Here is a 14,921-nt window from a genome sequence, read left to right on the forward strand (position 1 = left end):
TGGGGAAAGCGCCGTCGGCTCCGGTATTGTCCGCGACCATGGTGTGCCGGAAACGGGTACGGGGGTGCCGTCGTTTTGTCGCTGTTTTCGGAGGGGATCTTCACTCCGCACACACTTCTGGACGAACGAGCGATCGACATTCTCTCGGCGGCAACTCAGCGCTGCTCGGGGACAGTTCGGCCGAGTGACATCCTCTACGCCGCGATCGACTCCGGCGACCAGGGGGTTCTGTCGGTCCTCGCGCTCACGCTCGCCGAAGGCGCCCAGCCGCGGCATCTGCTGGAAACCATCGCGGTGTACAACCCGGGGAGCCAGGACGGGCAGGACTTCGACTTCGACGGACGGCGTGAGCGGTTCACACCGGAGACGCTGACCGCCCTCGACGGCTTTGCCGCGGAGTTCGCCCAGGACGAGGACCGGCTTCGCCCGGTCTGCCTCGAACTGCTCATCGCCTCCGTGCTGGACCATCCCGACCCCGGTGACCGGCAGTTCCTGCGGATTCTCGACACGGCGGCCGCCGCGCGGACCCTGCGGGACCAGGTGCGCGTCAGCACCGAGCCGCTTCCCGCCCTCCTCGACGACACCGGGCGGCTGCGCTCCGAGGAGTTCTCGGCGGACGCCTGGGCGGTTCTGGAGCAGGCGGCGGAGCGCGCGGGTGAGCTGGGGTACGACCGCCTGCTGCCACCGCACTGCTTCCTCGCCCTGCTCGGCGAGACGGAGGGGCTCACCGAGCGGCTGGTCCGGCTCCAGATCCCGCCCCAACTGGGCCTGGCGAAGGTCGCGGAGATGCTCAGCGGCGCCTTCCGGCTGTCACAGCACGGCAAGGACGCGCCGCCGCTGCACCGTGACGGTCTGGGCGAGCCACTGCTCGCCCTGCTCCGGCGGGCCCAGCGGGCAGCCGTCGTCTGGGGCGCCGAGCTGGTCGACACACCGCATCTGCTCGACGCCTTGCTGGAGGATCCACCGCCGAGGCTGGCGTCGGTGTTCGAGGCCGAGCCACTCCGGGTGGACCTCGCCCGCATGCGCGAGCTGCTCGCCCAGGCCGTCAGGGAGGCACGCACCACGGGACCCCGCGAGGTCTCCTTCCGCTTACCGCCGGAATTACCCCCCGCCGAGGACCTCACCTGGCTGGCGCGGACCCAGGGGATCACACCCGCCCGGCATCTGGAGCGCTACTTCGACGCGCTGGGCCGGGCCCTGCACCGTACGACCGACAACCATGTGCTGATCACCGGGCCCACCGGGGTCGGCACCACCACCCTGGTGCGCGAACTGGCCAGGCGCGCGGCGGCCGGAGAGCTGCCCTTCCTGCGCCGCAAGCGCCTGCTGCACGTCGACTGCCGTGACGTACCGGAAATCGAGAGCGGCGCCAAACTCGCCAGGATCATCGCCCATGTGGCCGGGCGCACCGATCTCATCGTGTGCCTGGACGGGCTCGGGGCCATGCTCCGCGGCCCCGGCGGCACCGATCACGTACCGGCCCTGCGCAGCGCGCTGAAGGAGCGCCGGATCCACCTCATCGGGGTGCTGTCCGGCCAGGAGTACGACGATCTGCTGGCCACCGACCACGCCCTGCGGGAACTCACCACCCGTATCGACATGACCGAGCCGGACCGTGCCTCCGCGCGGGACATGGTCCGTCAGGCGGCGGACGCGCTGGAGGCGGAGTTCAGGACCGAGGTGGAGGACCGTGCCGTCGACCGGGCGGTGGTGATGTCCGGGGACTACATCCTCAACCAGCGGCTGCCGCTCGCCGCCGTCAAGGTGCTCCGCCGGGCCTGCGAGGACCTGGACTACCGCCGTACGCAGCTCGGCGACACCCGGGCCGTGGTGGACACCGAGGACGTGGTGCGGGTCATCGCGGAGGTGTCGGGCGTGCCCGCCGGGCAGATCGCGGGCACGGGCGGTGAGCGGACCGACTACGAACAGGCGCTGGGCGGCTCGGTCTTCGGCCAGCAGGAAGCGGTCGAGGTGGTCGCGAGTGAGCTGCGGCGCATCAAGTCGGGCCTGGCCGGGGCGAGCAGCGGGCCCGCCTCGGTGATGCTCTTCGCCGGGCTGACCGGCACGGGCAAGACGGAACTGGCGAAGACCGTCGCGAGTTTCTACTCCTCGTCCAAGCGCCTGCAGACCTACCCCATGGAGAACTTCTCCGAGCCGCACAGCGTGTCGGGCATCATCGGCTCCCCACCGGGATACATCGGTTTCGAGCGCGGCGGCCGTCTCATCAACGAGCTGAACGCGGACCCGTACTGCGTCTTCCTGCTCGACGAGGCGGAGAAGGCGCACCCCGAGGTCTGGCGGCCCTTTCTCAACCTCTTCGACGAGGGCTGGATCGTCGACCAGCGTGGCGTCAAGGCCCATGGCGACCGGGCGATCTTCATCCTCACCAGCAACGCGGGCCAGGAGATCATTTCCCGGATGACCCGGGAGGGCCGGTCCGACGAGGAGATCGTCGCCGGCGTGAAGGAAGCATTGCCGCAGATCGGGAACCACGTGCGGGGCGGCCCTGTCTTCACTCCCGAGTTCGTGGCGCGTATCCGCCGGATCATCGTGTTCCGCCCGCTGGACCTGGACGCGATGACCGGCATCTGCCGCAAACTCGTCGGCCGGCAGCGCGAGTTCTGGCTGGACAAACGGGAGAAGGAACTCATCGTCCCCGAATCGTTGATCCTCTATGCCGCCGATCGCGGGCATCTGATGAACGAGAAGTCGGGCGGCAAGGAGGGCGGCCGCATCATCGCGAAGATCCTTTCGGACCTGATCGAGAATCCCATCCTCCTCGAACAGGAGCGCCGGGAGGAGGAGTTCAGGCAGTGCGCCCGCATCGAACTCGACTTCCGCCCCGTCGGACCCGGCGGGGGAGCACGGACGGACGTCCGCTTCACCCCGGCGGCGGAGGCGGGACCAGGCCATGAGTGACGGAGCCGGGACCGACCTGCGGTCGTTCGAGGGCCGGGTGATCAACGACCGCTATCTGCTCACCAAATGGATCGGCGGCGGTGCCTTCGGCGCGGTCTTCCTCAGCGAGCAGCGCATCCTCGGCCGCCCCGTCCGGCGGGTCGCCTGCAAGATCTCCCGGGACGCGGGGATGACCGAGGAGGACGCCCAGGAGAAGTTCGCCGACATCCTGCGGCTGGCCGAGGCGATGGACGGGATGACCGATTCCGAGGCACGTCGCCACCTCGTCCATGTGTACGACGGGGGGCTGGCCCACGACGCGGGCGGCCGGGCGTTCCTGGTGATGGAGTTCGTCCAGGGCACCACGCTCGCCGCCCAGTTCGCGACCCTGAAGACGGTCCCCGCCAAGCTGCTGTTCAACTGGGCGCGGCAGATCTGTGTGGCGCTGCGCGGACTGCACGCCCTGGACCAGCCGTTGCTGCACCGGGACCTCAAGCCGGACAACGTCCTGCTGGGCTCGGACCTGACCGTACGGCTGATCGACTTCGGCCTCGCCGCCAGGCTGCTGGAGTCCGGAACCGTCCCCGGAGTCGCCGGCACGCTCACGTACATGGCTCCCGAGACCTCCCAGGGCCAGAGCGTGCCCGCCTCCGACCTGTACTCGCTCGGGGTGCTGATGTACGAGGGGCTGACCGGCCGGCTCCCCTACGAGCACCTCATACCGCCGCCTGGCATGCCCGACACGCTGCACGGCGACTGGCTGTACCAGCAGAAGAAGGTGGGCCGCGCGGTGGCCCCGCCGTCACGGCTCAACAACACCGTGACGCGTGAGACCGACGCCGTCGTCCTGCGCTGCCTGGAGTTCGACCCCGCGAGGCGCTTCCGCAGCGCGGCGGAGCTCCTGGACGCGCTGGCCGTGGCCGAGGCCGGTGCCCATCGCCCACCGCCCGGCGAAAGCGCCCTCGAGCAGGCCCGCAAGCAGGCCGCCGACGGCGATCCGGCCGCCGCGTGCCACACCCTGCGCACCTGCCTGGACTCCCCCTCGGAGAAGCTCCCGCCCGCGGTCAGGCTCGCCCTGCTGAACGAACTCGCCCGCCTGCTCGACGCACAGGGCGACCCTGCCGACTCCGCGCGGCGGCTCGCCGAAGCCTGGCAGCTGGTGCGCAACAGCGCCCTGCTGCGGACCCGGAAGGAACGCTGCGCCCTGCTGTCGCGTGCGGCGGACGCCTACCGGCGGGCCGGGAACGTCTATCAGGCAACGCACTTCGAGGATCTCCTGCGGCGCGAGAGGGACAGGGGGTGAGCACAGCGGCATGAGTCCGCCATCATCCTTCGGCGACCTCCTCAGTCCTTCGGGGCGGCTGCGCAGGCAGTGGAAGGCGGCACTCGAAGACCCCGACCCGCACAGCGCCCTGGAGCGGCTGCGCGAAGTCCGCGTGCGGCTGGAGAAGCGCCCCGACGCGGCGGCCGAGATGTGGACCGAGTTCTTACGGTCCGTCGTCGGTCAGCCGTTCCGGCCGTTGCTCACCGAGCCCGACTTCGAAGCGCTGGAGAGGATCGGCGGGCTCGTCGCGGAGGCCGGTGCCCTCCCGCTCGACCAGGCGGTCCGGCCGCTGGCCACGGCGCGCTCCGGGCGCGGCGAGGGCCGGCAGGCCAACGAACTGCTGACCCGGCTGTACTGGGCGGAGTCGGTCCAGGACCAGGCCAGGGCCTCACTGGCGGACGACCTGGCCCGCTCCGGCGAGCGTGACGACGCCCGCCTCAAGGTCTACGCGGACCTGCTGGGCCGGTCCGGTCCGCGGCCCCCGGCGGTCGTCGAGCTCGCCACCGATGTGCTGCGGGTGGACTTCTCCTCGGACCCGGCACAGCTGCGGCAGGCGTTCGCGCTGGCGGCGGCCGGGCTGCCGGGGGCCGACCGCGCGGCCGGGCTCTACCGGTTGCTGGTCACCGCGGAACTCGACACGGCCCGGGACTGCTTCCTCGCCGCCTGCGCGGCGGACCCCCGCGACGAGACCGCCCTCCTCGGACTCCTGCTCGCGTACGTACGCGACGGTCGGGCCGCGAACATCCCGGAGTGGGCGTTGACCACCGCCCACAAATCCGCCCCCAACGTCGCCGCGACAGCCGAACTCGCCCTCGTGCTGGCCTGGTTCGACTCCGACACCGACACACCTCCCCCGTCCGCAGGCCGGCTTGTCGCACTCGACCTGACCCGCGAGGCGGGCCCCTGGCTCGCCTACGCCCTCGGCCGCCTGCATCTGCTGGACGGTGACGCCACGCGGGCCCGCGATCTCCTCGTACCCCTGGCGTCGGGCGACTCCTCCCTCCCGCAGTGGCGTTACCACGCCGCCTGGGCGCAGCTGCTGTCCGGCGACCGGGCCGGGCTCCGGGCGCTCACCGGCGCGATGACCCAGGGCCCGGACGACTGGGCGCTCGCCTGCCTGCTGCTGGACGCCGAGCCGGACGCGGTGCCCAGCAGCAACGCGGCGCACGCGGCAGCGGCCGTCCCGCCCGGCTACGAGCGGATCGCCGAGGTCCGCGGCGAGCTGGGCGGAGGCGGCCGACCGGCCGGCGCCCCGGACCGGACCGCGCTCGGGATGCCCGTGGGCGGCGGTGGCCCACCGGAGCGGCTGGAGGCGTTGCGTACGGCACTGGGCGAGGCGTACGGCCGGGCGGCGGGGACGGCGGACATGGCGGAGCTGCTGAGGGAGCCGCTGTACCGGCGGCTGCCGCGGGCCGACCGGCTGTTGTGGTCGGGGCTGCTGGCGCTGCGCGAGGAGCCGCAGGAGGGACGGCGGCTGCTCGAAGCGGCCCTGGCGCTCGGGCACGAGCGGGCGGCGCTGGTGCTGGCGGCGCACCACCTGGAGGAGCGCCGTCCGGCCAGGGCGCACCGGCTGCTCGCCGGGCGGACCGGCGCGAAGGCGGAGCTGCTGAGGGCGTGGGCCGAGGCCGCCGGGGGCGGGGCGGACGAGGCGATCGCGGACCTGCTGGAGCAGTTGAAGGACCGTCAGCTGCCGCAGGTGCCATACGTGTTGGGCGCGGTCTGGCTGCACCAACTGGCCGGGGAGGGTTCGACCCTGGACCCCGACGACGCCCCGTACCACGCGCGGCGGGCGGCCAGGGATCTCGGCAGAGCCCTCGCCGCCGGGCCGGACGCCCTGCCCCCGGACGCGGCCGAACTGCTGCTGGCCGCCCGGACGGTCGCCTACGGGACCGCCCCTGCGCCGGACGACGGGACGCCGCCCTCCGTACGGCAACACCCCTGGGCGGAATGGGTCCTGGGCCTGGCGCTGCTGGCCGAGCACCCGGAAGCCGCCGGCCTGGGGCTGTTCGGGCGGCTGATCGCCCTGGTCGAGGAGGCCGACGAGCCGCACCCGCCGACCGTGACCGCGCTGGCCGCCGCGCTCACCCGTGCGGGCATGCTCAGTCAGGACCCCGGCCGCCGGAACGCCCTCGCCCTGCTGGTGCGGGATCTGGCGGACCGGCACGCCTCGCCCGAAGTGCAGGCGCTGGCCGGTCGGATCACGGCCGCCGCGATGGCCCTGCCGGCCGCCGGACGTCCACCGGTCGAGGCAGCGCGACCGTCGGGCACCGTACCGCCGGTGCTGGCGCTGGCCTCCGCCGCCGGTGACCTCTCGCGGGGCGACCGGGCCGCCGCCGTACGGCAGTTGAGGGCCGCACCCGCGGACAGCGCCGTGTGCGCCCTGCTCGCCGACGTGCTGGACGGCCGTCCGCCCGCGACGCCCCCGCCCGACGGGGCCGGGGAGCAGGCCGCCCTGCTCCGGGTCATCCATGCGGCGGGGCTCGTCGAGAGCGATCCGAACCGGTGCCTGGGCCTGCTCTCCGCAGCCGCCGCCGACTGCGATCTGGCCGCCCTCACCGACATCAACAAGCTGCTGCCCGCGCTGCTTTCGGCCACCAACGGCAAGCCCGGCGGCAGCGGCAAGTCGGGCAAGTCCGCTGGTGCCAAACCCCGTTCCGGCCGGGGCCACCCGCTGGCCGTCCTCGTCAAGCGGCTGATCAGCAATGGCGGGTCCGGATTCGACCCGGTGATCCTGGCGGGCTGCGCGACCGCCATCGGGGAGTATGAACTGGCGGAGGAGCAGTGGATGCTCGCGTACTACGAGGCGGACCCGGAGGAGCGCGACTCCGGCCCCGTCCCCGCGCAGTACGCCCGGCTGCTCTGCTACAAGGCCGTGACCGCCCGCAACGCGGAGGATCCGCTGCGGAGCGCGAAGCTGCTGCGCCAGGCCGCCGACCTGCAACCGGCGGCGGGCCCCAAGCTGAAACGCGTCCCGTCCCGCGGCGGAGCCGAATCGCTCGCACGCGGCCTGGAACTCGACGTCCACATCGACCGCCTCCTTGGCCACCTCTTCCCCGAAGCCGAGCAGGAGCAGGTCCCCTGGGAGCGCCCCGGCCGTTACGCGGCCCTGGAAGCGGCCGTCGAGGCCCACCCCGGGCTGCACCGCGCCCTGGGGGCCGACGCGGCCGGCCGGGTCGAACAGAGCTGGGCGGACTGCCTGCACACCCTGGAATACGACGTCGGGCTCCACCACACCCTGGCCCTGCTGTACCGGGGGATGGCACTCGGCGCGCCCGCACCCACCGCGCGAGCGGGCCGGTACCTCGCCCGTGCGACCGTGCTGTGGACCCTGCTGCTGGCCTCGGAAGGATTCTGGGAGCAGCACGGCGAGGCGCCCGTCGGGCCCGAGGCGGAGACCCGGCTGCGCGGCACCGTGTGCCAGGAGCTGTTCGGCATGCACCGCAAGCTCGGTGCCGAGGCCCTCCAGGCGGGCGAGCGGGACACCGCCCGGCTGCATCTGAAGGTGCTGGACGCCGCCCGTCAGGGCGAGTCCGCCGTCCGCGAGCTCCTGCGGGGCTACGGCATCCCGTGGACCGTGGCGGTCGACGCGGAGCGCTGGGACGAGATCTCCGCCCTCGCCGGTTCGGTCACCGACGACTGGTGCGCCGAGGTCATCCAGACCGCCGAGAAGGCGGTCAGGGACCCGGCCGCCATCGCGCGACTGTCCGAGGGGATCGACAAGGACTACGAATCCGGCATCCGCAGGCTGGAACCGCTGATCGGTCTCGGCGTTCCACTGCCCCGTCTGCTGCAGACCGGACTCGACTGGTACAACGGGCTGCAGACCTGCCTCTACCAAATGCGCGAGACCGAGGAAATGCGGAAGGTGGTCGGCAGAGCGCGCAAGTTCGCCGACGCGCTCGCCCCGCTCTGCACCCCGGGCCAGGGGTATCTCCCGGCCAACAGTGCGCTCGGCGCGCATTTCGTGGACTGGGGACTGTACGTCGCGCAGAACAACCGCACCGCCGTCGTGGCGTACGAGACGGCGCTGAAGTGGGATCCGGGCAACGCCAGCGCTCCCCAACTGCTCGCCCGCACAAGGTTCGAGGACGCCCTGACATCGGTCAGACAGCTCATCGACGCGGCGCGCTATCCGGCCGCGTTGGCCGCGGCGAAGCAGGCGTACGAAGTGGCCGACAACGACCAGAACCGCTCGGTGGCCCTCGTCTACCAGGGCCTGAGTCACTTCGGTACCGGAAATCGCCCCGAAGCCCTCGCGTGTGCCACCCGGGCCATGAGCCTCGACCCTTCCTCCGACGCGGCCCGCACGCTCTACGACCGCTACCGCACTTGACCGTGAAAGGAGACCTATGAAGCCCAATCCCTTCCATGTCCTCGGACTTCCCGTGTCGGCGAGCGACGAGGAGGTGGCAGAGCGCTTCCGGGAACTCGCCGTGACCGGGGCGCAGGACGCGGGTGAGCTCGCCGAGTGGGCCAAGGACGAGTTGATGGGCCTCCCGGAGACCCGGGAGCTGCACGTACTCCTTGAGGCGCCGGGTGCGGACTACCGCGGCGAGCGGTGGGAGGACTTCGCCAGGCAGTACGGGCGCCCTCCCGCCGCGTTCGACGCGGCGGCCGGGCGGGCGGAGGCGCCGCAGGCGACGGACTTCGACCTCGCCGCCGTGGCCCGGCGGCTGCTGGACGGGATGCTGACTCCGCCCACCGTCGACATCCGGCCCGCCCTGGACAACGCGCCGGTGCCGCTGCGTCTCGAGCGGTCGCCGCTGGAGGTACGTGATGTCCTCTTCGGCTGATTCCACTTCCGCCGACTCGGCTTCGGCTGAACCGGCCTCGACTGACCCGACTTCTGTTGACTCGACCACGGCCGACTCGACTTCCGCTGACCCGGCTGCCGCTGACTCGCTTTCCGCTGAGGCCGGGGCCCTGGCTGGGGCCGGACCCGTCCAGCCAGCGACCGTCTCCGACTGGGACGCGTTCGAGGAGCGCCCGTTGCCGGAAGGTCTTGGCGGGCCCGAGCAGCCGGACCCCGTCAGTCCGGGCCGTGAGATGGCCGCCCTGCTCCAGCGGTACTGGGCCGACCTGCAGAGCGAGCGCAACAGGGTGCAGAAGGAGTCGGCGGCGGCGCGCAAGATCCTCACCGAACTCGCCGTCCACGTCGCCCGGTTGGACGGTCTGCTGGGTGAGGCGGCCGGCCCGCTGGAGGCTTCGGGCGCCAAGTCGCTGGGCCGCCGTCTGCACGTGGCCAGAAAACAGGTGCTCGAACCGCTGCACGCGATGGACATCACCACCCAGGACCCCACCGGCAAGCCCTACGAGTCGGTCGCGGACGAGGTCGACATCGCCGGATGGCGCTACGGGCCCGAGTTCACCGCCGAGGTGGTGGCGGAGACCCTGGAGCCGATCGTCCTCGACCGCGGCACGGTCGTACGGCTCGGACAAGTGATCATGGGCGCCCCGTTGAGCGCCGGAACGGAGAACGACGCATGACGCAGTACGTGAGCAAGGCCGTCGGGATCGACCTGGGGACCACCAACAGCGCGGTGGCGGTGATGAATCCGACCGACACCGACATCGTGATCCACAAGGGCGGCATGAACGCCCGCACGACGCCGAGCTGCGTGTGGCGCAACCCGGGCAACGGCGAACTGGTCGTCGGGCGTAAGGCGTTCGCGAGGGTGGGCAGCGAGCCGGAGCCGATCACCTCCGTCAAACGCCTCATGGGATCCCGCAGGACGGTGACCCTGGCGGGCGAGGAGCGCACCCCCGTGGAGATCTCGGCCGAGATCCTGCGGGAGATGAAGCGGCAGATCGAGGAGGACGTCGCGGAGTTCGACACCCCGGACGTGACCTGGGTGGTGGACCGGGCCGTCGTGACCGTACCCGCGTACTTCGACCAGCCGCAGATCGACGCCACCCGCAAGGCTGCGGAGGCCGCCGGTCTGCGGGTGGTGGACCTGCTGCACGAGCCGACGGCCGCCGCGAGCTACTACTGCTGGCGGACCGGCACCCGGGACGGCACCTTCCTGGTCTACGACCTCGGCGGCGGCACCTTCGACGTGAGCGTGGTGCGCTGCAAGGCGGCCGACTTCAGGGTGCTCGGCATCAGCGGCAACACGATGCTCGGCGGGGACGACATCGACACAGCGCTCGCCCGCCACCTCCAGCAGCTGATCCAGGGCGACGACTGGGCGATGGACCTGGACCTGGAGAACGACGCGGAGGACCGGCTGCGGTTCCGGCGGCTGAAGTCCCTCGCGGAGTCCGTGAAGAAGGGCTTGTCGAACAGCGAGGAGTTCATGCTCCGCGACTCCGGTGGGCTGACCGACAAGGAGGGGCAGCGGGTCGTCATCGACACCGTGATGGAGCGCGCCCAGCTGGAGAAGATCGCCCGGCCCCTGCTGGAGCGCACCTTCCAGTACTGCGACGAGGCGCTCGACCAGGCGACCAGGGAGGCCGGGGTCACGCTGGCCGATGTGGACCAGATCATCCTGGCCGGCGGGTCCACCCACCTGCCGCTCGTCCGGGAGATGGTGCGCAGCCGGCTCTGCTCGCCCGCCCCCGGGTCCCCCGCCCCCGACGGCCCCCGGGCCAAGTGCACCGAGCCGGTGTACGAGCAGGTGGACACGGTCGTCGCGCTGGGCGCCGCCGTGCGCGCCTCGGCGGTGGGCGGCCTGGACATCCTGAACGAGGAGCGGACGGTCCGGGTGGGCTTCCGCGGCACCGTGGTCACGGCCGCGGACCGCACCGTGGTCGGCGGCACGGTCGAGGCGCTCGACCCCGATCTCGATCTCACCGGCGGCTCGGTGCGGCTCAGCACCGAGGAGTACGAGGACGAGGCACAGCTCAAGCCGGGCGGCAGCTTCGCGTTCACCCGCATTCCCGTACAGCCGGACGCGCAGAGCCTGCTCACCATCGAAGTGCTCGACGCCGACGGGGAGTTGCTGGCGACGGTCGGACGCGCGGTCGTCCACGACCGGGAAGCCGGGGCCAAGCCGGTGGGCAACCCGGTCCGCGCGGCGATCAACGCCAAGCCGATCCTGCTGGAGGTGTCCCGCGAGGGGCGTACGGAGCGCGAGGAGCTGATCCCCGCACTGCGGTCGCTGCCGTTCAAGGAGCGCTACGACTTCAGCCACCCCGGTGACACCGACACGGTGGAGTTCCGGCTGTACCAGCAGGCCCGCCAGATCCAGGTCATCACCGTGCCGGTGCCGTCCTCCACCCCCAGGGGCACGGTCATCGACGTCGACGTGGAGATGGACGTGCACTCGCTCATCACCGTGCGCGGTTCCATCGGCGACCACCCCTTCGAGGCACTCGTCGAGGTGCCGCCGGAGGCCGAACTGCCCAGTGAGGAGCAGGTCGCCGACCTGACGCGCGCCTTCGAGCAGGGCGTCGAGTTCCTGGCGGCGGGCGAGAAGAGCGTGAAGAAGGCCAAGATGGAGATGGCGCACACGGCCTTCACCGACGCCCTCGCACGCGGCGAAAAGGCGGTCGCAGGTCACGAGTTCGAGCAGATGCAGGCGATCGCCGACTCCGTCGGCAAGCCGGAGGACGGGGCCCTGCAGCCGCCCAGGGCGGACTTCGAGGAACTCGTGAAGGACTGCGGCCAGCTCAACCGGTACGTGGCCACGATCAGCGCAAAGACCGAAGCCCCGCACGACGAACGGGAGATCGCCGCGGCCGTCGAGGTCCAGCGGGAGCAGGGCGAGCGGGCCCTGAGCGCCGGTGACCAGCGGTCGTACTCGGAGGTCATCACCCAGCTGCAGCACATCTTCGACCACCTCCGGACGGTGGCGTACCGGCACCAGCAGGAGAACGAGCCGGTCGCCCCGGCCGATGTGGCCGCGTCCCGGCTGCAGAGCGCCCTGGAGATGCTCGCCGAGGTACGCAGGCTGGTCCAGGCCTCCCGCACCGCCACGGCCCAGCACCGGCAGGACGTCGAGGACATCGGGCAGCGGCTCGCCGGCCTGCAGTCCCTCATCGCCCAGGACCCGAACCGGGTCCAGCAGGAGGCCGCGCAGGAACGCCAGCGCCTGATCCAGGTGAAGAGCATCATCACGCCCGGTTCGCGCAACGAACCGGGCGGCGGTGTGCTCCCCGAGGCACTCAACCGCGGGCCGCGGCGATGAGCGTCCGCTGCCCGGTGGTCCTGTGCCGCGAGGAGAACGCGTACGGGGCGGAGGTCTGCGCGGGCTGCCGTACGCCGCTGTCCGGCTACGCGCGCCTGCACACCTATCCCGCGTACCTGTTCAACCAGGGGCTCGCCGCGGCACGTGAGGGCCGCCTCGCGGCCGCACGGGACTGTTTCGCCGCGGTGGTGCACTGGTGCCCCGGCGACACCGAGGCGCGCAACGCGCTGGCCCTGGCCGGCCTGCGGCTCGGTGACCGCTCCGAGGCACACCGGCAGTGGACGGAGGTGCTTGGCCGCAGACCGGGCGACCCGAAGGCGACTTGGGGGCTGGCGCAGCTCGCAGAACCCTCGGAGCCCGCAAAGCCCGCGGAGTCCTCAGAGCCCGCATTGCCCGCAGTGCCCTCACAGTCCGCAGAGCCCGCCGAACCGAGTGGGATCAGCGTGCCCGGCGAAGTCAGTGAGCCCGCCCCAGGGCCTGGATGAGCTGTTCGGGGTCGATCCCGAGCTTCCGCATCAGCTCACGCGCCGACGACTCCTCGTCCTCCAGAAGGGCGAGGAGGATGGCGGCCTCGCCGACGCGACCGGAGGACGTACGCCCGGCGGCGCTGCGTCGGCGGGCCTGGTCCAGTACGTCGTGGACACGGGGGGACAGATCACGGCGCCGGGGGGTGAGCATTCCGGAGAGCTGCCGGAAGGCTCGCTCCCCGGTCGCCCCCTGCTCGTGCATACCGCGGCGCAGCACCTCGCTGCCCATCGCGCCGAAGGCGAGCAGGAGCGTGTAGGTGCTGATCACCTCGCCGCGTCCGTCGGCCAGCAGGTTCGCGAGCCGCACGATGCCCACGGCGCTGCGGCTCAAGTCGTCCATCGGCAGCCGCTCGTCGCCGTTCAGCGGCGCTGGGTCACGGGGCAGGGCCGGTGAGTCGTCCTCCAAGGTGTCCTGACCGGGGGTGATCGGATCGAGGGAGCTCGGGTCTAGGGAGCTCGGGTCTAGGGTGCTCTCGTCCGGCAGCAGCCGGGCGAGCGGAACCCCGCACAGTTCCAGCAGCCGGGCGGAGACGCCGCCGCCCACGGCGACGAAGGCCGCGGTGATGTCGGCCGTGGTGATGGTGCTCCTGCCGTCGGCGGCGACGCGGGTGGCCGCTTCCGTGAACACGCGGTTGACGGTGTCGGAGAGGACACCGCCGAGTCCCGTACCGGTACTGGAACCGTCGTCGTCCGTACCGGAGTCGCCGTCCGCAGCGGAGTCGCCGTCCGCACGCGAGGGGGGCCTCAGGACCTGGTCGATCACCTGGTCGAGGGCTTCCATCGCGTCCGCTCCGATGCTGCCCTCGATCCGCTGCCGGATGTCCTCCTCGCCGAGCAGCCCTTGCAGCAGATCGACGGAGGCGACCCCGCCGCGGTCGGCGGCGGACTCGTACACCCGCTGCATCAGCTGCCGCGCGTCGGGGGCGAGAGCGATCATCGGGTCTTCGTCGTGCGGTTCGGGGAGTTGGGGGCTCTCCGTCGTCTCGTCCTTGGTGATGCCCACGGCCGGGTCGCCGTACAGGATGAAGGACGCCCAGGCGGCGTCCGGCCGTTCACGGAGCGCGGCGCGGGCCGCCCGGACCCCGGCACCGGCCGGCTCGCCCGCGAGCAGCCGTCCGTAGAACTCGGCGGCGAACTGCCAGGCGCCCTCGTCGGCCACCTCGGTGCGGGTGCCGACGACCGTCTTCGCGCCCAGGGACATGAAGGACATGCACATGCTGGCCACTTCGCCGCCACCGGCGGAGGCGCAGCCGTTGATGAAGGCCACCGGTGGCGCACCGCACGACGAGAGGGTCTGCAGGGCGACCGCACCGAGCAGTTGACGGCCGTGCATCATCAGCCCGGTCGTGCCGTCGCCGGTCGCCACATGACCGCAGAAGTGGAAGAGGTCGTACGGCGTCTCGTCCGAGGCCAGTTCGGTGACGACGTCGAGCACGGTGGCCTCGTGTCCAAGGAGCACCTTGCACTCGATACCACGGCCGCCCAGCCACGCCGCGACCTTCGCGACCTCCTCGCGGGCGGAGGGAAGATCGCCGATGGTGTCGCCCACGATGAGCGCACGGCCCACCCGGCTGATGCTGCGCCCGCCGACGACAGGGCGTTTGCCCACCAGCCGGCGCCCGAGGTCATGCCTGAGGCCGAGGAAGTCCCTGCCGTCGTGCAGCAGTTCCCACGGGACCTCCTGCTCGTTCGTACGCACCAGGACGGGGCCGGTCGACGCGTGCAGCCGGGTCACCAGCTCGGCCGCGTTGCCCTGCACCCGAGGGAACAGCTGGTCGTAGAGCAGCTTGCCCCACCTGGCCAACTCCTTGACCAGACCGGGTTCCGGGACCGATTGAGCGTCGGCCGCCTTGGTCAGGGCCGCGTCGATCCGGTCGCGGCAGCCCTTCACCAGCCCCGGGTCGACCTCGACCGTGTACTCCATTTCGAGTGGAGGACTCTCACCGACGGTGCTGCCGACCCGCAGGTCGTATTCGTAGCGAGCGGTCATGCCCTGTGCGGTGACGCGGACGTTCAGCGTGGCCGGCTCGATCATGACGCCTC

The 14,921-nt window shown here is 71.8% G+C and carries 8 protein-coding genes; 7 read left to right on the forward strand and 1 reads right to left on the reverse strand.

Annotation, left to right across the window (positions count from 1 at the left end):
* Positions 1–75 precede the first annotated feature (75 nt).
* The 7 genes from OG246_RS42525 (at position 76) to OG246_RS42555 (ending at position 12,836) form a co-directional block, all read left to right on the forward strand.
* Positions 76–2,919 (forward strand): AAA family ATPase, encoded by a 2,844-nt coding sequence (locus tag OG246_RS42525; RefSeq protein WP_266474832.1) that lies wholly within the window; start codon positions 76–78, stop codon positions 2,917–2,919.
* Positions 2,912–4,201: a serine/threonine-protein kinase gene (locus OG246_RS42530; RefSeq protein ID WP_266474834.1), complete on the forward strand. Its 1,290-nt coding sequence runs from the start codon at positions 2,912–2,914 to the stop codon at positions 4,199–4,201. Before OG246_RS42525 ends, OG246_RS42530 begins: the two co-directional genes overlap by 8 nt.
* Positions 4,202–4,211: 10 nt before the next feature.
* On the forward strand, positions 4,212–8,555 hold the full coding sequence (locus OG246_RS42535) for a hypothetical protein (protein WP_266474835.1): 4,344 nt from the start codon (positions 4,212–4,214) through the stop codon (positions 8,553–8,555).
* Positions 8,556–8,571: 16 nt separating this feature from the next.
* The gene (locus OG246_RS42540) at positions 8,572–9,015 is read left to right on the forward strand and encodes a hypothetical protein (RefSeq protein WP_266474836.1); all 444 of its coding nucleotides are present in this window, start codon (positions 8,572–8,574) and stop codon (positions 9,013–9,015) included.
* A 196-nt stretch (positions 9,016–9,211) separates the two neighbouring features.
* Positions 9,212–9,709, forward strand: a complete 498-nt coding sequence (locus OG246_RS42545; protein ID WP_266474838.1) for a hypothetical protein — start codon at positions 9,212–9,214, stop codon at positions 9,707–9,709.
* On the forward strand, positions 9,706–12,351 hold the full coding sequence (locus OG246_RS42550; protein ID WP_266474840.1) for an Hsp70 family protein: 2,646 nt from the start codon (positions 9,706–9,708) through the stop codon (positions 12,349–12,351). Before OG246_RS42545 ends, OG246_RS42550 begins: the two co-directional genes overlap by 4 nt.
* On the forward strand, positions 12,348–12,836 hold the full coding sequence (locus OG246_RS42555; RefSeq protein ID WP_266474841.1) for a tetratricopeptide repeat protein: 489 nt from the start codon (positions 12,348–12,350) through the stop codon (positions 12,834–12,836). The genes OG246_RS42550 and OG246_RS42555 overlap by 4 nt, the downstream gene beginning before the upstream one ends.
* Here OG246_RS42555 and OG246_RS42560 read toward each other — a convergent pair.
* Positions 12,808–14,913 carry a CHAT domain-containing protein gene (locus OG246_RS42560; RefSeq protein WP_266474843.1) on the reverse strand — a complete coding sequence of 702 codons (2,106 nt, stop codon included), beginning with the start codon at positions 14,911–14,913 and terminating at the stop codon, positions 12,808–12,810. The genes OG246_RS42555 and OG246_RS42560 overlap by 29 nt on opposite strands.
* Between the last annotated feature and the right edge of the window lie 8 nt (positions 14,914–14,921).

The organism is Streptomyces sp. NBC_00620, assembly GCF_026341825.1.
GTDB lineage: Bacteria > Actinomycetota > Actinomycetes > Streptomycetales > Streptomycetaceae > Streptomyces.